This is a genomic window from Hymenobacter sp. BRD67 (assembly GCF_013256425.1).
GTDB lineage: Bacteria > Bacteroidota > Bacteroidia > Cytophagales > Hymenobacteraceae > Hymenobacter.
Genome location: NZ_CP053904.1, coordinates 2,866,123 through 2,888,080 on the forward strand (window position 1 = coordinate 2,866,123; position 21,958 = coordinate 2,888,080).

At 59.1% G+C, this 21,958-nt stretch carries 16 protein-coding genes, 1 tRNA gene and 4 pseudogenes; 11 read left to right on the forward strand and 10 right to left on the reverse strand.

Going from position 1 to position 21,958, the window contains the following annotated elements; genetic code table 11:
- The first annotated feature begins 41 nt into the window (after positions 1-41).
- Positions 42-656 carry a 16S rRNA (guanine(527)-N(7))-methyltransferase RsmG gene (gene rsmG / locus GKZ67_RS13320; protein ID WP_173243061.1) on the forward strand — a complete coding sequence of 205 codons (615 nt, stop codon included), beginning with the start codon at positions 42-44 and terminating at the stop codon, positions 654-656.
- A gap of 69 nt (positions 657-725) precedes the next feature.
- Here rsmG and GKZ67_RS13325 read toward each other — a convergent pair whose 3' ends face one another.
- From GKZ67_RS13325 to GKZ67_RS13335, 3 genes are all read right to left on the reverse strand, one after another.
- Positions 726-1,526, reverse strand: coding sequence for a mechanosensitive ion channel family protein (locus tag GKZ67_RS13325; RefSeq protein ID WP_173243063.1), 801 nt, complete (start codon positions 1,524-1,526; stop codon positions 726-728).
- 117 nt (positions 1,527-1,643) lie between these two features.
- Positions 1,644-3,032, reverse strand: coding sequence for a hypothetical protein (locus GKZ67_RS13330; RefSeq protein ID WP_173243065.1), 1,389 nt, complete (start codon positions 3,030-3,032; stop codon positions 1,644-1,646).
- Positions 3,033-3,118: 86 nt separating this feature from the next.
- The gene (locus GKZ67_RS13335; RefSeq protein WP_173243067.1) at positions 3,119-5,077 is read right to left on the reverse strand and encodes a peptidylprolyl isomerase; all 1,959 of its coding nucleotides are present in this window, start codon (positions 5,075-5,077) and stop codon (positions 3,119-3,121) included.
- A gap of 65 nt (positions 5,078-5,142) precedes the next feature.
- Here GKZ67_RS13335 and GKZ67_RS13340 point away from each other — a divergent pair.
- Together GKZ67_RS13340 and GKZ67_RS13345 are read left to right on the forward strand one after the other, a co-directional pair.
- Positions 5,143-6,386, forward strand: a pseudogene (locus tag GKZ67_RS13340) (S-adenosylmethionine:tRNA ribosyltransferase-isomerase).
- A gap of 130 nt (positions 6,387-6,516) precedes the next feature.
- A complete protein-coding gene (locus GKZ67_RS13345; protein WP_151089442.1) occupies positions 6,517-6,792 on the forward strand; it encodes a hypothetical protein in 276 nt (91 codons plus the stop codon).
- 65 nt (positions 6,793-6,857) lie between these two features.
- Here the strand turns inward: GKZ67_RS13345 and GKZ67_RS13350 are convergent, their stop codons facing one another.
- Positions 6,858-7,094, reverse strand: coding sequence for a hypothetical protein (locus tag GKZ67_RS13350; protein ID WP_173243069.1), 237 nt, complete (start codon positions 7,092-7,094; stop codon positions 6,858-6,860).
- 420 nt (positions 7,095-7,514) lie between these two features.
- Between GKZ67_RS13350 and GKZ67_RS13355 the strand changes: the two are divergent.
- The 3 genes and pseudogenes from GKZ67_RS13355 (at position 7,515) to GKZ67_RS13365 (ending at position 10,582) form a co-directional block, all read left to right on the forward strand.
- A pseudogene (locus GKZ67_RS13355) lies at positions 7,515-8,668 on the forward strand (ammonium transporter).
- Positions 8,669-8,704: 36 nt separating this feature from the next.
- Positions 8,705-9,400, forward strand: coding sequence for an acetyltransferase (locus tag GKZ67_RS13360; RefSeq protein ID WP_173243071.1), 696 nt, complete (start codon positions 8,705-8,707; stop codon positions 9,398-9,400).
- A gap of 48 nt (positions 9,401-9,448) precedes the next feature.
- Positions 9,449-10,582 (forward strand): DegT/DnrJ/EryC1/StrS family aminotransferase, encoded by a 1,134-nt coding sequence (locus GKZ67_RS13365; protein ID WP_173243074.1) that lies wholly within the window; start codon positions 9,449-9,451, stop codon positions 10,580-10,582.
- A 104-nt stretch (positions 10,583-10,686) separates the two neighbouring features.
- Here the strand turns inward: GKZ67_RS13365 and GKZ67_RS13370 are convergent, their stop codons facing one another.
- From GKZ67_RS13370 to atpD, 4 genes and pseudogenes are all read right to left on the reverse strand, one after another.
- Positions 10,687-12,003, reverse strand: coding sequence for a leucine-rich repeat-containing protein kinase family protein (locus GKZ67_RS13370; protein WP_173243077.1), 1,317 nt, complete (start codon positions 12,001-12,003; stop codon positions 10,687-10,689).
- Between the two features lie 130 nt (positions 12,004-12,133).
- Complete coding sequence (locus GKZ67_RS13375; RefSeq protein ID WP_173243080.1) at positions 12,134-13,279, reverse strand: trans-sulfuration enzyme family protein; 1,146 nt, start codon at positions 13,277-13,279, stop codon at positions 12,134-12,136.
- Positions 13,280-13,510: 231 nt separating this feature from the next.
- Positions 13,511-13,753, reverse strand: coding sequence for an ATP synthase F1 subunit epsilon (gene atpC, locus GKZ67_RS13380; protein WP_151089449.1), 243 nt, complete (start codon positions 13,751-13,753; stop codon positions 13,511-13,513).
- A gap of 107 nt (positions 13,754-13,860) precedes the next feature.
- Positions 13,861-15,362: pseudogene (atpD, locus tag GKZ67_RS13385) on the reverse strand (F0F1 ATP synthase subunit beta).
- Positions 15,363-15,601: 239 nt separating this feature from the next.
- Between atpD and GKZ67_RS13390 the strand changes: the two are divergent.
- From GKZ67_RS13390 to pth, 4 genes and pseudogenes are all read left to right on the forward strand, one after another.
- Positions 15,602-15,674, forward strand: a tRNA-Gln gene (locus GKZ67_RS13390).
- 156 nt (positions 15,675-15,830) lie between these two features.
- The gene (locus GKZ67_RS13395) at positions 15,831-16,760 is read left to right on the forward strand and encodes a ribose-phosphate pyrophosphokinase (RefSeq protein ID WP_173243084.1); all 930 of its coding nucleotides are present in this window, start codon (positions 15,831-15,833) and stop codon (positions 16,758-16,760) included.
- A 339-nt stretch (positions 16,761-17,099) separates the two neighbouring features.
- Positions 17,100-17,671, forward strand: a pseudogene (locus tag GKZ67_RS13400) (50S ribosomal protein L25/general stress protein Ctc).
- 192 nt (positions 17,672-17,863) lie between these two features.
- Positions 17,864-18,430 (forward strand): aminoacyl-tRNA hydrolase, encoded by a 567-nt coding sequence (pth, locus tag GKZ67_RS13405; protein WP_173243087.1) that lies wholly within the window; start codon positions 17,864-17,866, stop codon positions 18,428-18,430.
- Between the two features lie 74 nt (positions 18,431-18,504).
- Here the strand turns inward: pth and metG are convergent, their stop codons facing one another.
- Entirely contained in the window at positions 18,505-20,547 is a 2,043-nt protein-coding gene (metG, locus tag GKZ67_RS13410; RefSeq protein ID WP_173243090.1) for a methionine--tRNA ligase, read from the reverse strand.
- A gap of 249 nt (positions 20,548-20,796) precedes the next feature.
- On the opposite strand from metG, the gene GKZ67_RS13415 reads away from it, so the two are divergent.
- Positions 20,797-21,369, forward strand: coding sequence for a hypothetical protein (locus GKZ67_RS13415; protein ID WP_173243093.1), 573 nt, complete (start codon positions 20,797-20,799; stop codon positions 21,367-21,369).
- Between the two features lie 196 nt (positions 21,370-21,565).
- On the opposite strand, the gene GKZ67_RS13420 is transcribed toward GKZ67_RS13415, so the two are convergent.
- Positions 21,566-21,922, reverse strand: a complete 357-nt coding sequence (locus GKZ67_RS13420; protein WP_173243096.1) for a hypothetical protein — start codon at positions 21,920-21,922, stop codon at positions 21,566-21,568.
- Positions 21,923-21,958: the final 36 nt, after the last annotated feature.

Below are 21,958 nucleotides of genomic sequence, written 5' to 3' on the forward strand. Positions count from 1 at the left end.
CTACTATTTTTTAGCCCTTTCCCGTGCCTAGCCGCTTCTGCATGTCCCTTCTCACTACCTACTTCCCCAACCTCACTAAGCAGCAGCTGGCCCAGTTTGCGCGCCTCGAAACCGAGTTTAAAGCCTGGAACGCGCAAATAAACCTGGTGGCCCGCACCGACACCGACAACCTGCTGGAGCGCCACATTCTGCATTCGCTGGGCATTGCCAAGGTGGTGCAGTTTCCGGCTGGCAGCTCGGTACTCGATGTAGGCACGGGCGGCGGCCTGCCGGGCCTGCCGCTGGCGATACTATTTCCGGAAGTGCAGTTTCACCTCGTCGATAGTATCGGCAAAAAAATCAGGGCGGTGCAGTTTATGGCCGCCGACCTGGGCCTGACCAACGTGACGGCCGAGCAAATCCGCGCCGAGCAGGTACACGCCAAATTCGACTTTGTGGTGAGCCGCGCCGTGGCCCGGCTGGCCACGTTTCATCCCTGGATAGCGCACCGCTTCAAGGCCAAGCCTGCCCGCGGTGCCGGCCTTTACTACCTCAAGGGCGGCGACCTGACCGAAGAGATTGCCGAGAGCGGCCTCGTAGCGCGCGAGGTGCATTTGGCGGATTTTTTTGAGGGCGAGTTTTTCGAGACGAAAAAAGTAGTGGTAGTGCCGGTGTAAGTCGTATCGACGTAAAAAGCACTGCCTGGCTCACTTCATGAAGTGAGCCAGGCAGTGCTTTTTAGCTTCTTATTCGGCGGGCTTCTGCGCGGCAAATAGCTGCTGTAGACTTTCTATCAGCTCGTTGCGCACGACTTCTTCCTGCCCAGGCGCGGTATGCACGCGGAAGGCAACGGTCATAGTTGCGCCGGGCTTGAGGGCAATGATGCTGACCTGCGGGGTTGGGTCGGCCAGGGCCTGGCTGGTGCGCTGCATCAGCGGCAGGGCTTGCTGACGCAGGGTATCGAGGTTGGTGGCACTGTCCATTTCCAGCGGCACTTCAACCAGCGCCTGTTTGGGATGGGCTTTATTTACAATAACACCGTTGGACGTAGCGCCATTGGGCAAAATCACGGTATCGCCCTGCGAGGTGAGCAGGATGGTATTGAAAATCTGGATGGCTTGTACAGTACCACTTTTACCCTGGCTCTCAATGACATCCCCGATGGTAAAAGGCTTAAAAACCAGAATAAGCACCCCACCCGCAAAGTTAGCCAGCGTGCCTTGCAGTGCCAGGCCCACGGCCAGGCCGGCAGCTCCCAGAATGGCTACAAACGAGGTAGTTTCGAAGCCCGCCATGCCCGCCGCCGAGATGAGCAGCAGCACTTTTAGGGCGATGCTGAACATGCTCGTCAGAAACGAGCTGAGCGACACATCGAGGCGCTCGGTTGCCACCGCTACCAGCCGGCTAAGCCAGCCGATAACCCACCAGCCTACGGCCAGCAATACCACGGCCGCTACCAGCCGAGGCAGATACAAGACGGTGAGACTCGTCAGGCGTTCGAGGTAAACATCTACCTTGGCAAGCGAAAAAGCGGGTGCTACAGGCATAGAAACAGACAGCGAATATAGAATTTAACAGGTATTACCAATGGCTCGTCGGCCGCAGTATTACTCCAAATTTAAGCCGTAGCTCAAAAATGGCACGACCACTTGCCGGCAGGCAACTTAGTGATAATACTGCTTAGTACCCTGCGTGATACCCCACTGCTCCAGCATGGCCGCATTGGTTGCTGAGGTAGCCGGGTCGGTAATCAGATTCCAGGAAAGTACCGTACAATTTTGGTCAAGATGCACAACCGGCTGATTAGCCGGTGCCCAGGCCAGCTGCGTAAGGGCAGCGCGCTCGCAGTCGTTGCCATCGGCTACCTGTAGCTTGCGGTCGGCATTGGCATAAATAAAGAATACTGCCGCCACGCCCACTACGTAGGCAATACGGGCCCGGCCGACCAGATTTTGCAGCAAGTAGCCGGCCGAGAGGGCATAGAAGAAAATCAGCCCCAGCGTAATGGGCGAAATGGAGTCGAAGCGCAGCAGATAGGGCCGGTAAGTGCGGTAGCCACCCAGCGGCAGCAATAGCACGTAGGCCAGCGCAAACCAGCCCACCCAGCGTAGCACCAGCCGGATGCGGCGGTTTTCGGGCGTGGGCGCGGCCCAGCGGCGCAACAGGTAGGCATTGCCCATGCACACCACCAGCAGCAGTGGCATTCCCAGCTTGCCCGTTAATTGCTTAAATACGCCCATTGGCAGCAGCTGATAGCGCTCCCAGAGCGTGCGCGTATGCTCAAGGTTTTCCGCATTATTGCGGCCTATGTAGAGCGAGTAGGCGCACAACAGCCCCAGCAGGACCAGCAGTAGCGCGGGCTGCCAGTGCAGGACCAGCGGAGCGGGGCCGCTGGCGCGCTCCGACAGCCGGCGCACTCCGATGCCCAACAGCAACACTGCTACCACACCCGGAATAATGGGACCGTTGAAAGCCAGCACCAACAGCAGGCCCAGGCTTGCCACCATTCCCCAGGCCGACAGCCGCCACGGCTGTCCCTGGGCCAGCCGGTAGAAAGGCAGCAGCCACACCAGCAGCAACAGCAGCGGCCACGGATAAAAGAAGGTATAGGAGATAGCCTGCGGAATAATTGCCATCTCGCCCGCGTAGCCCTGCGCCTGAAAAAAAGGGGCGAGCAAGGCCATCACGAGCCAGAGCCGCCAGCTGCTGAGCTGGCCGGTGCCGGTAGCATACACAGCCAGCACGTACAGCAGCAAGGCCTGCACCAGCACCGAGAATATAGCTGCTGACGCATATAAGCTGGCGATGGGCGTAAGAAAAGCGTGCAGCCAACCCGGCACCAACCGGAAGTAAGCGGCCATGGTAGCGTGCGCAAAAAACCGATTGGGCGCCGCATATACCTCATTCTTGGCCAGCACTGCCCAGCCAAACGGGTCGTGCAGCACGGCGGCATAGTGCGGCGCAGGCAGTACGATGGCCGTCAAATCACCATCAAGCACCATACGATTGTACTGCACGAAGGTGCAGGCGAGGTCGGCAAGCACAAACAGCACACACCCCAAAAGTAAAAAACGGGTTTTCATCAGCACCTGGCAGGCTTATATTTAGGATGGAGGCAATAACGCGGGTAGCCGCGCGGTTAGTTACTGAGCTTAGCGGTCAGGATTTTATCGCCAATTTCGAGCTGCTGCACTACGCTCATTCCCTGCACCACCTGGGCAAAGATGGTGTAGCGCCCGTCGAGGTGCGGGGTGGGCTGGTGCGTGAAGAAAAACTGGCAGCTCTCGGTATCCTTGCCGGCCGATGCCAGGCCCACCGCCCCGGCGCCGTAGGTGAGCTGCGCAAACTCGGAGCGCAGATTGTAGGGCGTGCTGCCCGAGCCATCGCCCCGCGGGTCGCCGCCCTGCGCCACAAAATCGGGCACCACGCGGTGAAAATACAGCCCATCGTAGAAATGCTTTTTCACTAAGCTCACAAAGCTGGCGACCGAACCGGGAGCTTCGGCCACTTTCAGCTCAAGCACAATAATCCCTTTGGTAGTCGTCAAGCGCACTTTCTGGCCTACCGGAATAGTCTGCACCAGCGCCCAGTCGATGGGATGCTGGCTGGCGGGGCCGACCGGCGCGGGTGTTGGCTTTGGAGCTTTGGTGAGCTTATCCAACGCCTGCTGCAAGCCCAGCCAGGCCTCAATTTCGCGGGGCAGGGCCAGCTTGCCCTGAGCCTGGCGCAAGGCAGCCAGGTCTTCGGGCTGCGGCGCGGGCACCAGCGTGGGGTTGGCAAAGGCCTCGGCTGCCGTGGCCAGCTGGGCTACGTCGCCGCCGGCCAGCGCCCGACGTAGCGCGGCCGTGAAGTCGGCCTGCCGGGCCGCCGGGAATTTCTTATTCCCCCGCAGGCTCACCAGCGCCGCCAAGGCGGCGCCGGGCACCACCGGCGGGCCGGTGGTCAGGCTGGCTTCTTTCGCTAGAAAATCGAGCTGCGCCGGGTCTTCGCTGAGCGCGGTGAGCAGAGCTGCTTTCTCGTATTGATTGGGCGTGTGCTGGTAGCGGCGGCGGATGGTGTCGGCCAGCGCCGGGCGGTGCGCAGGTCGGGCGTGGTGCAATGCGGCCTGTAAGAGTGTGGCGCGGGTGCGCCAGTGCGTAGCGCGCTGAACATAAGGCAGAAAATCGGCCTTTGCCCAGAGGCTATCGGTAGGCGTCTTGAGCAGCCATTCGGCCGCCACCAGCGACTCCTGCGCCAGCGGCCTGGTTAGTCCCTGGTCTACGCTAGCTACTACGCCAATGAAAGAATGCAGCGGCAGCGCCCGCAAGGCGGCGATGCGCACCCGATGATCGGCGTCGGTGCTGGCCGCTTTCACCAGCGCCTCCCACGCCGCCGGCCGACTTACCCGGCCCAGGGCCGACGCGCAATTCTCCCGCACGAAATAATCGGGGTCGCTGGCCACCGTTTTCAGCAAAATCGGCAGTGCTACCCTAGCCAGCGTTGAATCCTGGCCCCGCATGCGGGTGAGGGCGGCCGATGCGCCGGCCCGCGCCGGAGCCAGCTTCAGGCCGGGCTGGCCCAACAATAGTACGGCCTGGCGCACCACCTCGGGCGTAGCCAACCCGCGCAGGCTGGCGCGGTACAGCGCCCAGGCCCGGCCAGGCGCGGCAGACGAGTCGGGGCCGGGTATTTTCAGCATATAAAGCTGACTGACCGAATTTTTGGTGACGCAGCGGCCCAGCGCCTCGTAGGCAGCGCGGCGAGCCAGCGAATTTGTCTCGGGCTGAGCGAGGCGCTGGGCCAGGGCTGGCACGGCGGTGCTGTCGCCGGTCTGGCCCAGGGCGTAGGCAGCGGCGCGGCGCACGGCAGGGTTGGCATCCTGCAATAAGGGCAATAACGCGGGCACGGCTTTTTTATCCTGCACCGAGGCCAGGGCTTCGGTCGACGCCGCCCGATAGGTGGCGTTTTTATCCTGTAGAAAAGGTAGAAGTGCGGCCGTGTTGCGTTCGTCCTGGGCCGTGGCAATGCGGCGGCGCGTGGCATCGGCATAAGGATGAACCGGTGGTGCGCCAGCCGCCAGCAGCGGCAGCGCTAGAAAAAGAATGGGCAGAAGGCGCATATAAGCACGGGGTTGAAGCCGCAAGTAACGGGCGGCCCGACCTTTGTAGCTTCAAGCTGCCTATTATGCCTACCCCAATCGACCCGCACCAGCTCCGCATCCAGGATTTTCACTACGACCTGCCCGCCGACCGTATCGCACCCGAGCCCCTGCCCGACCGGGCCGCCAGCCGGCTGCTGGTAAGTCGCCAGGGGGTTATCAGCGATACGGTTTTCCGTGGGCTGCCCGGCGAGCTGCCCGCTGATACCCTGCTGATTTTTAACGACACCCGCGTGGTGCGGGCCCGGCTGCTGGCCCAGCGGCCGAGCGGGGGCCGGGTCGAGCTTTTTTGCCTCGAGCCGGTGGCCCCGCACCGCGCCATTGAGCCGGCCTTGCAGCAAACCGGTGCCTGCACCTGGCGGTGCCTGGTGGGCAATGGCCGGCGCTGGAAAAGCGGTCCGGTAAGCTTAAAATTTACAGTTGATAACCAGCCGGCTACGCTATGGGCCGAGCGCCAGGCTACCGAGGCCGGCGGCGAAAGCCTGGTTGACTTCCGCTGGGAGCCCGCCACACTGCCGTTTGCCGAGGTGCTGCGGGCGGCTGGCCACCTGCCCCTGCCGCCCTACCTGCACCGCCCCGACACTGCCACCGATGCCGTGCGCTACCAAACGGTGTACGCTGCTCACGAAGGCGCCGTGGCTGCCCCCACGGCCGGCCTGCACTTCACGCCCGAGCTACTGGCCGAACTGGCCGGGCGCGGCATTGCCACCGGCCACGTAACGCTGCACGTGGGGCGGGCACCTTTCAGCCAGTGAAGGCCGAAACAATGGCCGACCACCCCATGCACGCCGAGCCGATTATTGTGCAGGCCAGCTTGCTGCGGCAGCTGCTGGCCCACCGGCCGCACCCGGTTATCGCGGTAGGTACTACCAGCCTGCGCACCCTCGAAAGCCTGTACTGGCTCGGGGCAGCGCTGGTCCGCCAGCCCAGTGCCGCAGCCGAGCTGCGCGTGGCGCAGTGGCAGCCCTACGCGCCCCTGGCGCCCGGCGAAGCCGACGTAGCGCCTGAAGCCGCGTTGCAGGCGCTCCTCCATCACCTCAATGCGACCGGCTCGGCGGCTATTGAAGCCAGCACACAGCTGCTTATTGCGCCCGGCTACCGGTTTCGGCTGGCACAGGGGCTGATTACTAATTTTCACCAACCTGAAAGCACGTTATTGCTGTTAGTGTCGGCGCTGCTCGGGCCGGAGTGGCGCAGGGTATACAGCCATGCGCTTAACCACGGCTACCGATTCTTAAGCTACGGCGATTCCTCGCTGCTTTTGCCCTAAGCATCGGGTTATTAGCAGCCTATAGCAAATCTGGCACGGGCTTTGAAAAGAGTCTGCTATACGACGGACAACCCAGCTTAAGCTGCCCCGTACAAAGAGCCGAAAACACCTTTTCCCCACACTTTCAGTCATGAAAAAAGTAATTCTGCTGCTCGCTACCTGCGCGTTTGCTACCGCTGCTATTGCCCAAACTACCCCCACTACCGAAGTGAAGGTTCGTGATAACGGTACTGTTAAAGCTACCACCAAAACCGGCAAGACCAATGTTGGCCAGGCCATCGAAAATACGGGTGAAGCTACCAAGAACGTAGCCACGAAAGCCGGCCACAAAATCAAGCACGGCACTCAGAAAGCCGGCGCTAAACTGAAGCACGGCACCAAGAAAATGGAAGCCAAGACTGAGTAGTCTGTCTTTGCAGCGCTTATCTAAAAAGCCCTGGCTTCGGCCAGGGCTTTTTTTGTGGGTTTCGCTTACTTACCGGGCTGATTTTCGCGTAGCTCGTACAGCACTTTTTCAACTACTCCGCGCCCGAAAAGACTTACTCCGGCATTAAGCACTAGTAGGGCGCCGGTGCCGGCCAGTACCCACGTAGCAGCAGGCTTGCCCTGGGTTTTAAGCGAACCCGCCCAGTCAACCATACTGGCGCCGGCCCCAATAGCCATCAGGCCGGCCGGCGCAAAAAGCAGCCATTTCTTTTTATGAGTCATATACGCAGCCGGACGGCTGGGAAAAGCAGCCTCCTCACGGCTAATACCATTCTGGTTGCGCGAGGGTTACCAGCAGCCTGGATTTTGTAAGCTGCCAACGATAAAACATGCACCCTATGACAAAAGGGTCATTACCTCATTTAGTATACCTTAATCTGCAAATACCCCTTAAATTTTTATAGACTTTAGCTGGAACTACCCAATAATTGACAAAATTGCCTATCTTCGCACAGGTCATTCTGCTATTTCAGGTATTTTATGTCTCGCAAACAACTGCTTGCCCGCCCATCGCTGGCTGTGCTCGTGATTCTGGCGCTGCTAGCTGCTTTTGTTCCGCATCATCACCCCGAGGCCACTCCCAACAGTATGCAAACCGGAGATATAGCCTGGATGCTATTCTCGACCGCATTGGTGCTGCTCATGACGCCGGGCCTGGCCTTTTTCTACGGTGGCATGGTAAACCGGGGCAGCATCATCTCTACCATGCTGCAGAGCTTTATCTCACTGGGAGTCATTTCTTTGCTATGGTACGTAGTGGGCTTTTCACTGGCTTTCGGCAACGATATCGGGGGCGTAATCGGCGACCCGCGCACGTTCTTTATGTTCGATAACGTGGGTACGGCCCCGCACCCGCGCCTGGGCATGGGGCTGCCGCTCGTGCTGTTTGCCGCCTTTCAGCTCAAGTTTGCCATCATTACGCCGGCCCTCATCAGCGGCGGCTTTGCTGAGCGCATCCGGTTCTGGGGCTACCTGATTTTTATCTGCCTGTTTAGCATTTTTATTTACTGCCCGCTGGCGCACTGGGCCTGGCACCCCGACGGCTTTTTGGCCAAATGGGGCGTGCTCGACTTTGCGGGGGTACGGTTGTGCATATTTCGGCTGGTTTCGCGGCGCTGGCCGGTGCGCTGGCCATTGGCCGCCGCCGCTCGCACCTCGACGGCCACGCGCATACGCCGGTTAATATTCCGTTCGTTATCCTGGGCACGGGCCTGTTGTGGTTTGGCTGGTTTGGCTTCAATGCGGGCTCCGCATTAGGGGCCAATGCCCAGGCCGTGCAGGCCTTCGTAACCACGCACTTTGCTTCGGCCGCCGCCATGCTTACCTGGATGGTGCTGGAAGCAGCCCGTGGGCAGCGCCCCTCCGCCATGGGAGCTGCCGTGGGCGCGGTGGTCGGGCTGGTGGCTATCACGCCAGCGGCGGGGTACGTGGCCTACGGGCCAGCCATTGCCATCGGTATTCTGGCGTCGGGGGTGAGTTTTGGGGCCGTTATCCTAAAAAACCGCACTACGCTCGACGATACCCTCGACGTGTTTCCGTGCCACGGAGTAGGCGGCATTGTGGGTATGCTGGCCACGGCGCTTTTCGCCCAGAAGGGTGGGCTGTTTACCGGGGGCGGCGCGGCGCTGCTGGGGTATCACCTGCTGACACTGCTGGTTGTAGGTACCTTCACGTTTGGGGGCTCCTGGATTTTATACCGGGTCACTAACTTTATCGTGCCCATCCGGGTAAATGCCGAGAACGAAACCCACGGGCTCGATACCAGCCAGCACGGCGAAGCCCTGCTGGCTGCCTGATACGCGCCAGGCACGGAGCCTGTCGCTCCGCTGCCTATGACCCAACTGCTTTCTACTGCCTACGAGGCTGATGCGCTACCACCTGTCACGCCCATTGCACTTGTCGGGGCGGGAGGGCTGGGCCGTGAGATAGCCCTGCTGATTGCCCAGCTCAACGCTGCCGGGGCCAGCTGGCAGCTGCTGGGCTTCTACGACGACCAACCGCCGGCCACCCCTGCCGTGGCGGGCCTCCCCTACCTGGGCACCGTGGCCGACCTCAATGCCCAACCTACCCCGCTGGCCGTGGCCGTGGCGGTAGGCAGCAGCGCCGCGCGGGCCGCCGTGGTGCAGCGCCTGCACTCGCCGCTGCTTTCATTCCCGCCCCTGGTTCACCCCGATGTAGCCCTGCGGGCCGAGCAGCGCGTGGCTTTGCAGGAAGGCTGCCTTATCCAGCGCGGCTGCATCCTGACCTGTGATATCCGTTTGGGCCGCTTCGTATTACTGAACCTGGGCTGCACGCTGGGCCACGACAGCGTACTCGACGATTTCTGCTCCCTGATGCCTCACGCCAACGTGGGCGGCGGGGCGCACCTCGCCACGGGCGTATACCTGGGCACCAATGCCACGGTTATCCACCAGGTACATATTGGGGCGCATACCACCGTGGGCGCGGGGGCCGTAGTGGTGCATCATCTGCCCGCCGGCTGCACTGCCGTAGGAGTGCCGGCGAGAAAAATCAAGCCTTTGGACTGAGGCGTTGCGCCAGCGGCAACTCTTCCTCTCTCGTTCCCAGTTAATCATATGGACCGCATCTACCTCTCGCCTCCCCACCTGGGCCGCCACGAATTAAACTACCTGCATAAAGCAGTAGAAGACAATTGGGTAGCTCCGGTCGGGCCTAATCTCAATGGTTTTGAGGCCGATATCTGCGCCGCGGTGGGCGTGCCTTATTGCGTGGCCCTTACCTCGGGCACAGCGGCATTGCACCTGGGTCTGCTACTGCTGGGCGTAGGAGCGGGCGACGAAGTGTTGTGCCCCTCGTTTACCTTCGTGGCCTCGGCCAATGCTATTTTGTACTGCGGTGCTACGCCGGTATTCATTGACAGCGAGAATACTACCTGGAATATCTGCCCGCAGCGCCTGCGCGAAGCGATTGCAGACCGTATCAGCCAAGGTAAAAAACCTAAAGCCTTGCTGCTAGTGCATCTCTACGGCATGCCCGCCCGGCTCCCCGAAATCCTGGCGCTGGCCGCTGAGTTTGAGCTGCCGGTGCTGGAAGACGCGGCCGAAGCCCTCGGCTCGCTCTGGCAGCACCAGCCGCTGGGCGGCTTTGGCCGGGTTGGCGTTTTTTCGTTTAATGGCAATAAGATTCTGACCACCAGCGGGGGCGGTGCCCTCGTTACCTACGACCGCACGCTGGCCGAGAAAGCCCGTTTCCTGGCTACCCAGGCGAAAGACCCGGCCCCGCACTACCAGCATTCGCAGGTTGGCTTCAACTACCGCCTCAGCAATCTGCTGGCCGGCATTGGCCGCGGGCAAATGGAGCTGTTGCCCGACCGTGTGAAGCGCCGCCGCGAGATTTTCAGCTGGTACCGCGAGCATCTCGCCGGCCTGCTGGGCCTGGCCGTGGCCCCCGCTACCGAGCCGGCCGGCAGCCTCTCCAACCGCTGGCTTACCACCCTACTGCTCGATAATGAGGCTACCGCAGCAACGCCCGAAACCATTCGCCAGCACCTCGAAACGCGTAATATCGAGAGCCGGCCGCTCTGGAAGCCCTTGCACTTACAGCCGCTCTTTGCCGGTGCGCCCATGTACGGTGGCGAGGTTTGCGCCGACCTTTTTGCCAGGGGCCTGTGCCTGCCCAGCGGCACCGCTATGGGCGAAGAGGAGCTGAGACGGGTAGCCAAAGCCCTGCGCGAGGCACTCACTGCCTGATTCTTAACTTAAAGCACTTCTGTAAGCGGCCTTAAGTTGGCAGCTCACTTACTGGTTGCACCTGATGACGGGGCGCAGATGCCGCTCGGAGCAAGCTCCATGTCTTACCGTACCCCATCCAGCAGGCGAACAATGTCGGCAAACAACGGCCGGCTGGCCGCTACCGGCTGCATGCAATGCTGCTGCAAAGCCAGCATTTGGGGCATGTTACCAACTATGGCGGCCGGGCAGCGGGCCAGCAGCTCTTCGAGCAGGCAGCCAAAGGCGCGCACTTCCAGGCGCTGTAAGGCAGTAGCTTCGGGAGCAGCCGGGTCAAAGAAGCTCGCGGCACCAAAATCACTCAGCAGCGCGTTGCCGGCCGGCGTAGCCAGAATATTATGCGCGTAGAGGTCACCGTGCATAATGCCGCGCTCGTGCAGGTGAGCCGCCGCCGAAGCCACCCCATGCGCCAGCCGCACAGTTACTTCCGGACTAAAAATAGAGTTTTCTGAATATACATCTCGCGTGCAGGTAGCCAGGCTGGGCGGACCGGCTAGGTTGCTGAATTCCGGGTCAATCAGCCCAAGCACCAAGCCTTCGACGCCTGCCGGATGCTGACTAATTTTACCTTCAACCTCAACCAGATTAGGCTGAGTGCCCGCGCTGATGCAGGCCGACATCTCACTGTGCGGCAGGCCGTCGCTCGTGACTGCTCCTTTAAAAAGCTTCACGGCCACCGCCGTTGGCGCCAAACCAGCGGGCTGCCACTGCGCCCGGTAGATAACGCCCGAGGCTCCCTCTCCTAGTCGCTGCGCCAGGGCCAGCTCTTGCCAGGCGATAGCGCGAATGGGATGCGTTGCCACGGCAGCTGTTTCCAGTTCATCACAAAAGGGGTTGCCCGCGTAGGCTAGCCACGTGAGCTGCGGCATGGCTAGTAGCCAGGCGGGCAGCTCAGTAAGCTGATTGGCCGCAACACGCAGCAGCTCCAAATGGATGCAGTTAGCCAAAGCTTGAGGCAGTTGGCGTAGCCGGTTGCCAGCCAGCAGCAGCTTCTGCAACTGCGTACAATGGCCGATTTCATCCGGCAGGGCTTCGAGCTGATTATCCGTAAGAATCAGCCAACGCAGCGCAGGTGGCAGCGAGGCCGCTGGCAAGGTGCGGATTTTATTGGCCTTAAAGCCCACCATGCTGAGCTTTGGGCACCGGCCCAGCACCTCGGGCACGGTAGTAAACTGGTTATCGGAGCAAAAAAGAATTTGTAGCCGGTGCAAGCGACTTAGGTCAGGGGGTAGCGCCGAAAGCCGGTTGCCCGACAGATTCAGGATTTCCAGCGTATCCGCCAGGCTGAATATCTCTTCGGGAAACTCCGTCAGATTAGCCGATAAATCAAGCCGGGTACTACCAGCCAGCTTACCCGACCGCAACTCTTCAAGCGTATGCATGCGGCAAAGGTCGGCAGCCTGGGCGTATGGGCTGGTAGTGATGCGTTTTCTCGAGTTGGGCGGATAGCCGCGGCTTGGTAAAGCCCGCTGGGCCAGTCTGGCAGTGGGCTGGCCCAGCGCGCTTTCGACGCTACCCCAGCGCCTGCTTCAAATCAACCAATAAATCGGCGGGCTCTTCGATTCCTACGCTCAGGCGTATCACGCCCGGCGTAATGCCTAGCGCAAGCCGCTGCTCGGCCGTGAGGCCCCGGTGCGAGGTTGCGGCCGGGTACGAGCACGACGACTGCACGCCCGCCAGCGAGGGGGCCAGCGGGAACAGCTTACTTTTCTGCACAAAGGCATCGACAGCCGCCGCTGAGTCGTCGGCTAGTCGTATTGAGAGCATACCCCCAAATAAGCCGCCCAGCAGCTCGTGCGCCGCCAGCACATGGCCGGGATGCGTTGCGAGGCCGGGGTAAAATACCTGCGCTACGGCCGGGCTTTCGGCCAAAAAGCGGGCTACCAGCAGCGCATTCTCGGAGTGCTGCCGCATGCGCAGGCGCAGGGTTTTGAGGCCACGCACGGCCAGCCAGCTATCGAGCGGGGCCAACATCAGGCCCAGGCTACCCGCTACCTGGCGCAGGCGCTTGCCCAAGACAGGGTCGCGGGCCACTACCACGCCCGCCGTGGTGTCGGAGTGTCCGGCCAGGTATTTGGTAGCCGAATGCCACACCAAGTCGGCTCCCCAGCTCAGGGGCTGCGTCAGAATGGGTGAGGTAAAAGAGCTGTCAATCAGCAATAATATCCCCTGCTGCTGGCAGGCACGAGCCAGGCGCGGGCCATCAAGCACCGTTAGCAGCGGGTTGCTGAGCACCTCGGCCAGCACCAGCCTGGTAGTAGGCCGGCGGTGGCGGGCCACGTCGTAGAGCTCGGTCAGCGGCACGTAAGTTGTTTCGATGCCCAGGCGGGCCAGCTCTTGGGAAAGCAGTACTACCGAGCCACCATATAGCTCAGCGGGGCACAATACATGGTCGCCGGCCTGGCAGGTGGCCAGCACGGCCGCCAGCAAGCCCGCCAGTCCGGCGCCGGTAGCTACCCCACCCCCGGTAGCTCCTTCGAGCCGCGCCACCTCGGTCACCAGCTCGTCAGAATTAGGATGCTCGGAGCGCGAATAGCCGTACATGCCGCCGTGGTCGGGGGTCGTGTAGTAGGTTTCCAGCTCGGCCAACGAGGCAAACTTGAAGACCGAGGTCTGGTAAATCGGGGTAACTTTCGGGTGAATCGGGGTCAGGTTCATAGGAGCACGAAGGTAGGGCGGCCCTTCTTAACCCACACGGTCTGGCCAGTGTAACTAGCAATTTTCGCTATCGGCCGGCTATAGCTTTGTCTTATTGCTGAGGCCAGGCGCGACCGTATTTAATATATATATTACTTTTACTATTTTTTTGTTATTCTACCAAATAAAAAAGGGCGCTCGCACCGGCCGTAGCCAGCGCGAGCGCCCTTTTTTATCCTACTAAACAATTTACTAGGCCGAAGCCGACTCAGCCAGCACAATCACGCTATTCCGTAGTACCTCCACGATGCCGCCGCTGATGTGAAATGTGCCGCCGCCCGCGCCCGTCACCGTTACGTCGCCCGCCTTTAGCGCCGCAATCAGGGGAGCGTGGTTATTAAGCACTTCAAACGAGCCATCGGTGCCCGGAAACCGCACCGCGCTTGCCTCGCCCTCAAATACTTTCCGGTCGGGAGTGATGATTTCTAAGTGCATAGTTTTTAAATGTGGGAAGGTGATAGATGTGAAAATGTGGGAATGTGGTCGATAGAAAATCAATTTTCACATCTACCACCTTCCCACATTTTCCACATTTAAAAAATTTATTTGGCTTCCGCCATCAGGCGCTCGCCCTTAGCTACGGCATCTTCGATGTTGCCGACCAGGTTGAAGGCCGACTCGGGCAGGTGGTCGTACTTGCCGTCGATGATTTCGTTGAAACCCTTGATGGTGTCCTTGATGTCAACCAATACGCCCTGCAGGCCGGTGAACTGCTCGGCCACGAAGAAGGGCTGCGACAGGAAGCGCTGCACGCGGCGGGCGCGGTTTACCGTCTGCTTGTCTTCCTCGCTCAGCTCGTCCATCCCCAAGATGGCGATGATGTCCTGCAACTCCTTGTAGCGCTGCAAAATCTCCTTCACGCGCTGAGCAGTGTTGTAGTGCTCATCGCCCAGAATGGTAGCGTCGAGGATGCGCGAGGTCGAGTCGAGCGGGTCAACGGCCGGGTAGATGCCCAACTCGGCGATTTTGCGGCTCAGTACCGTCGTGGCATCCAGGTGAGCAAAGGTGTTGGCCGGGGCCGGGTCGGTCAAGTCATCGGCGGGCACATACACGGCCTGCACCGAGGTAATCGAGCCGCGCTTGGTCGAGGTGATGCGCTCCTGCATGGCCCCCATCTCGGTAGCCAGCGTGGGCTGATAGCCCACAGCCGACGGCATCCGGCCCAAGAGCGCCGATACTTCCGAGCCTGCCTGCGTGAAGCGGAAGATGTTGTCGATAAAGAACAGGATGTCGCGGCCAGCGCCGGTGCCGTCGCCATCGCGGAAGCTTTCGGCAATGGTCAGTCCCGACAACGCCACGCGGGCGCGGGCTCCAGGAGGCTCGTTCATCTGGCCGAACACCAGCGTAGCCTGCGATTTTTCCATCTCCACCATGTCTACTTTCGACAGGTCCCAGCCGCCTTCTTCCATCGAGTGCTTGAAGGCGTCGCCGTAGCGGATGATATTGGCTTCGATAAATTCACGCAGCAGGTCATTACCCTCACGGGTGCGCTCACCCACGCCGGCAAATACCGACAGGCCCGAGTAGGCCTTGGCCACGTTGTTGATAAGCTCCTGAATTAGTACGGTCTTGCCTACGCCGGCCCCCCGAACAATCCAATCTTACCGCCCTTTACATACGGAGCGAGCAGGTCGATTACTTTGATACCGGTGAAGAATACTTCCGAAGAGGTTGCCAAGTCCTCGAACGCGGGAGCGTTGCGGTGAATGGGCAGACCGCCGGTGCTCACCGGCTGCGGAATGCCATCAATTGCCTGGCCAATAACGTTAAACAAGCGGCCCTTCACCCCGTCGCCGGTCGGCATCGTGATGGCATGGCCCAGGCTGCGCACGGCGGCGCCACGGGTCAGGCCCTCGGTCGAGTCCATGGCAATGGTGCGCACCCGGTCTTCGCCCAGGTGCTGCTGGCATTCCAGCATCACGACCTGGCCGTTGTCTTTGGTTACTTCCAGGGCGTCGAAGATGTTGGGGAGGTCGCCTTCGCCCGCGAAGCTCACGTCTACCACGGGGCCGATAACCTGGGTGATTTTGCCCGAATTCGCCATTTGCTTGGGTTTTACTAGGTTTTACTAAATTAATACGCTTTTGAGGGTGCAAAAGTACGATTCAAACCCGTCTTTTCAAAGCTGTAGCTTACATGAACCGGGCCTGTGCCTTAACCTGGCGCAAAGTGCCCCCACTCGCTGCCGGAGCACTTTTTAAATTTTTTTTTACCTATCTCTTGCCTCGTATTATTCTCGTAGTACCTTTGCAGCCCCGAACGGCACACCGCCACAAGGGAAATTGTCCGATGGTGTAACTGGCAACACGCTTGATTTTGATTCAAGAAAGTCCAGGTTCGAGCCCTGGTCGGACAACTTCGACAACGCTCGACAATTTTAGTAAAGGCGCTGGCTTCTCCCTCCCGGGAGTAAGTCAGCGCCTTCCGCTTTTTACTTCTCTCCCATCGCCGCCTGTCATCTCTGCCATATGCGCAGAATGACAGGCTTTTTTGTTTTTATCTTCCCGTTATTATGGACCCGCACGTTAAACTATTTGCTGGTAGCGCCTCTCTGGAACTGGCTCAGAAGATTGCCGAATCCTATGGCCAGCCGCTGGGCGACCTCACCTTGCAGCGTTTTGCCGACAACGAGCTGAGCCCGAGCTTCGACGAGAGCGTGCGCGGCTGCGAGGTGTTTCTTATACAAAGCACCTTCCCGCCCTCCGAAAACCTGATGGAGCTGATGCTGATGGTGGATGCCTGCAAGCGCGCCTCGGCTCACAAAGTCAATATTGTGATGCCTTACATGGGCTACGCCCGCCAGGACCGCAAGGATAAGCCCCGCGTGAGCATCGGGGCCAAAGTGGTAGCCAATATTATCCAAAGCGTGGGTACCGACCGGCTTATGACCTGCGACCTGCACGCGGGCCAGATACAGGGTTTTTTCGATATTCCGGTCGACCACCTCGACGGAGCCACCGTTACCGCGCCTTACATCAAGTCGCTTAATCTGGAAAATCTGATATTTGCCTCGCCCGACGTGGGCGGCGTGGTACGTACCCGCGCCTTTGCCAAGAAATTCGGGGCGGAGATTGTGGTCTGCGACAAGATGCGCCTGCGGGCCAACGAGATTGCCTCCATGCAGGTAATCGGCGATGTAAAAGGCATGGACGTCGTATTTGTGGATGACATGGTAGACACCGCCGGCACCATCTGCAAAGCCGCCGACCTCGTGATGGAGCGCGGTGCCAACTCGGTACGCGCCGTGATTACGCACCCGCTGCTCAGCGGCCCGGCCCACGCCCGCATTCGCGCCTCCCAACTCACCGAGCTGATTACCACCGATACCATTCCGCAGCGCGAGGAAAACGAGAAGGTGCGCGTGATTTCGCTAGCCCCGCTGTTTGCCGCCGCTATTCGCAACGTGGTGACGCACGAGAGCATCAGCTCGCTGTTTAGCTAGCGGACAGGAATACTCACTATACCTGAATTTTCAATGTAATAGGTTTTGCTTTTCAACCAAATACTTATTGCTGTGTTACTTGTGCTGATGATTGGCTTGCTGACCTGGGGTTTACACTGAGTCTTCGCAGCAAATACGTTCGCCCGTGGAGTCCTACGATTAACTGCATTTATTACTTTTTCAGTAGCAGTACTATGGGATCTCTTTTGCCTTGCTATCATAGCTTGGTCACGGTAAATCCTCAAACTAAGGTTGCTATTCCCGCCCTAAGCCCGTACCTTTGCGGCCCGTTTGGTAAGGGTTGCCCGGCGGATAATTCATTCCAAATCAACTTCTTTTATGAAAAGCCTGGAGATTGTAGGGTTTAAAAGAGCGAATCTCGGCAAGACGGACGCGAAGGCGCTGCGCCTCGATGCGCAGGTGCCGTGCGTACTGTACGGTGGCAAAGACACGGTGCACTTCTCGGTGCCCGCTATTCTGTTCCGCGAATTGCTGTATACCCCGGAGGCTCACATCGTGGACCTGAACGTGGAAGGCACGCACTACCGCGCCATTGTGCAGGATGCCCAGTTCCATCCCGTGAACGAGATGCTGCTGCACGTTGACTTCCTGGAGATTGAGGACGGCAAAGAAGTGAAGATGGATATCCCGTGAAGTACGTTGGCGTTTCGCCGGGCGTACTGGCCGGTGGTAAGCTGGCCAGCAAGCTGCGCAAGCTGAAGGTGAAGGCGGCGGCCGAAAACCTGCCCGACTACGTTGAAGTTGATATCAGCACCCTCGAGCTGGGCAAATCGGTGAAAGTAGGTGCGGTTAAGCCCACCAACTACACCATCCTGACCAGTGCCCAGGCGCCGATTGCTACCGTAACCGTACCGCGCGCGCTTAAAGGCGAAATGGCCGCCGGCAAATAAGTCCGCTGATTAGCACGAATTTTAACGGATTTCACGGATTTTGTTAGCGCCGTTATTCCGTAAGTAAAAAGCCACCTCTCGGGGTGGCTTTTTTCGTTAAATAGAGGCTGCTGGCCTGGGCTTATGGCAGCGCCCCGGACGGTGACAATCGTCCACAAAATTCTCGAAATTCGTTAAAATCCGTACTAATCAGTGGTCTTCTTAATTCTTTGCCTTGGCAACATCGGCCCCGAATATGCCAGTACGCGCCACAATATCGGGTTTATGGTGGCCGATTACCTGGCGGCTAAATTCGAAGCTCCGCGCTTTGGGCTGGGGCGACATGCATTTACCACTGAGTTTAAAAGCAAGGGCCACACTTACGTGCTGGTGAAGCCTACCACCTTTATGAACCTGAGTGGCAAAGCCGCCGCGCACTGGCTGAGCACGCTGAAAATACCCGTCGAGAATATGCTGGTTGTGACCGACGACCTGGCGCTGCCCTTTGGCAAATTGCGCCTGAAAGGCCAGGGCTCGGCGGGCGGACACAATGGCCTGAAGGATATTCAGGCCACGCTCGGCACCGACGTATATGCGCGGCTGCGCTTCGGCGTCGATGCGAATTTTCCGAAAGGGCGGCAGGTAGATTACGTACTCAACCCGTTTTCGGTAGATGAGCAGCTTGACTTACCGCTACGCATCGAAAAAGCCGGCGAAGCCGTGCTGGCCTTTGGGGCGCTTGGCCTGGAGCGGGCCATGAATAGCGTAAATGTGAAATAGCTACTATCCTCAAAAAAAGAACGTCATGCTGCGATAAGCTCCGCATGACGTTCTTTTTTCGATAATTGCCGAGACTACAAAATCGGGCTGCCGTTGCGCACTGCGCTGCCGGGCTGCATCAGGGCCAGCGTACCGTCGGCATTTTCAGCTAGCAGCAACATGCCCTGACTTTGAATTCCTTTAATTTCACGGGGCGCCAGGTTTATTAATACCATGGCCTGCTGGCCAATCAGCGCCTCCGGAATAAACGATTCGGCAATGCCGCTGACGATGGTGCGCTGGTCGAGGCCGGTGTCGATAGTCAGCTTCAGCAGCTTCTTGGTTTTGGCCACTTTTTCGGCCGCGACAATCGTACCGATGCGCAAGTCCATTTTACCGAATTCGTCGAAGCTGACGTTCTCCTTGGTGGGCACAACTGGCGTAGCAGCCAGGGCGTTGGCCTGCTTGGTATCGAGCAGCTTCTGCACCTGCGCGTGCACCACGCTGTCGTCGATTTTGGCAAATAGCAGCGCGGGCTCCCGCAGCTGATGCCCGGCGGGCAATTGCGTAGCTCTGGCCGCGCTCTGCCAGTCGCCGGGCTCGAAGTTGAGCATGGCAGCCAGCTTACCCGCCGATTCGGGCAGGAAGGGGGTGAGCAGTGGCACCAGCGCGGCCGCTACCTGCAAGGCGACGTGCAGCACCGTACCCGTGCGGGCCGCATCGGTTTTAATAAGGTGCCAGGGTTGGGTATCGGCCAGGTATTTATTACCGAGCCGGGCCAGGTTTAGTACTTCAGCCAGGGCGTCGCGGAAGCGGTAGTTTTCAATAAGGTCGCCGACCCGCGCCGGAAATTCGGCCAGCTGCCGGAATACCTCTTCATCGATTTCCGTCAATTCGCCGCGCTCGGGCACTTTGCCCTCAAAAAACTTTTGCGTGAGCACCGCCGCCCGGTTTATAAAATTACCAAGCGTAGCCACCAGCTCGTTATTGTTCCGGGCCTGAAAATCCTTCCAGGTAAAATCGTTGTCCTTGGTTTCGGGCGCATTGGCGCACAGCACATAGCGCAATATATCGGCTTGCCCCGGAAAATCAGCGAGGTATTCGTGCAGCCACACCGCCCAGTTGCGCGAGGTGCTGATTTTATCGCCTTCCAGATTTAAAAACTCGTTGGCCGGCACATTATCCGGCAAAATATACTCGCCGTGCGCTTTCAGCATTACCGGAAAAATAATACAGTGAAATACTATATTATCCTTGCCAATAAAATGCACCAGTTTGGTTTCGGGGTCTTTCCAGTATTTCTCCCACTCATCGGGGAAGCCTTCCTTGGTAGCGGAAATGTAGCCAATAGGGGCATCAAACCACACGTACAATACTTTACCTTCAGCACCGGGTACCGGCACGGGCACGCCCCAGTCGAGGTCGCGCGTTACGGCTCGGGGATGCAGGCCCTGGTCAATCCAGGATTTGCACTGACCATACACGTTGGTTTTCCAGTCATTTTTATGGCCCTCAATTATCCATTCACGCAGCCAGGGCTCGTATTGGTCGAGGGGCAAAAACCAGTGCCGGGTATCGCGCAGCACCGGCGTATTGCCGCTGAGCATAGAGCGCGGATTAATTAACTCCGTCGGACTAAGCGACGTGCCGCAACGCTCACACTGGTCGCCGTAGGCATTTTCGTTGCCACAATTAGGGCAGGTGCCCACCACGTAGCGGTCGGCCAGAAACTGGGCGGCCTGCTCATCATAAAGCTGCTGCGTGGTTTGCTCAATAAATTTATTCTCGCTGTATAATTTCTTGAAAAAATCGCTGGAAACTTCGGCGTGAGTTTTTGATGAAGTGCGCGAATACACGTCGAACGACACGTTGAACTCCTTAAATGAGTCGCGGATAATGGCGTGGTATTTATCCACTACCTGCTGGGGCGTAACCCCCTCTTTCTGGGCCCTGATGGTAATGGGTACGCCGTGCTCATCGGAGCCGCAAATAAATTTTACGTCTCGGTTCTGAGCGCGCAGGTAGCGCACGTAAATATCGGCGGGCAGATATACGCCGGCCAGGTGACCAATGTGCACCGGCCCATTGGCATAAGGCAGGGCAGCAGTTACGGTATAACGCTTTGGGAGAGAGCTCATTGTGAATTAATAATCAATGCAGATGCTATTTACTGCATCGCAAGGGCCGAAATACTCATTGCGCGCATGTGCACACAACTTGGCCTGATTTAAAAGTAACGCTTGATTAACGAAGAAAATGCGGCAAAAAACAACAGGGTTTTCTAACAAATAAACACCCCTTAGCGTTTGCCAGTTAAATTAAATTTATATTTGGCACGCCGCAGCTAATTCACCTCCTCTACTCCTTTCCAAAACCCTTTTTTACTCATGGCCAAAAAAAACAGTACGGAAGCTACGGCAACTGCCGCCAGCGCCAAACGCACTCCGGAGGAAAAAGCGCAACGCAAGGCTGATAAAGCCGGTCGCCGCGCCAGTAAACACTTAACCGACGACCGCGCTGAAAAGAAAGCCAGCCAGAAGCAGAGCCTTAAGTCGGCGGCCAAGCAGCTGCAACGCGAGCTCGACGTGCGCATGAGCGAAGTAGTGGCCCGCATCCGCAAAGAAACGAAGGACAAGCTGAAAGAGGTGGTGAAGGAAGCTACCCGCCGCCTCGATGTGGATACCGAGCGCATGTTTGAGCAGGCCCTGCACACCATTGTGCGGCACTACGATTCTATCGCCCCCGGCCGCACCACCGATATTAACCTGCCGGCCCCAGCCGCCACGGACGCCGCCGATGCCAGCAGCCGGAGCAGCAAAAGCAGCTCCTCGCGCAAGGCCGCTTCGAAAGCAGCTGATACGGCTGCCGCGCGCAAAGCCGCGAGCAGCAAGGCGGGGGCCGCCGGCCGCGGGCCGGGCCGCCCCGGCGCCAGCCAGCGGCAGTTGGAGCAGCCAGTCTAAGCACTCCGGATGCTACCAGCAATGATAGCGTCGCTGTTGACAACGCCTGATTCTCTTATTCTTCCAAAACACCTTTTAAAAAGGCCGTTACCAGCAATGGTAACGGCCTTTTTACTGGGGCACGAAAAATAAGGTGGCTTTTCGCCGCGCCGGGTATGTAAGGTGCCAGCTGGCCGCCGGACGCGGCGGCTCCTGTTCAGGGACGGCGTAGGGTATCGGGAATGGACTGGTCGATGCGCTGCAGGCGGGTTTCGCTGGTAGAAGTGTTGGGGTCGTTGGTATTCAGCGACTCGGGCCGTTTGAGGCGGTTGATGTCGGACGCCTGCTCGCCCAGGCGCAGCGTATTAGGCGTGGCGTCGGGTATTGTCTGGGTCGGGGAAGAGCCCCGCGGGGCGTTGGCATTGTAGATGGCGCGGCGGTCGGCGTCGGTGGTTACCTCGGTGGGCACGGCGCGCGGGGCGGCACTTTCGGCAGTTTGCTCCGAAGCGGTACAGCCGGCCAGGAGCAGTGGCAAGGCCGCCAGGGCCCGCTGGAGAGAAAATCGTAAAAGCATTGAGTAGCAGCAAAAAGGCAGCCCCCGGCGGGCCGC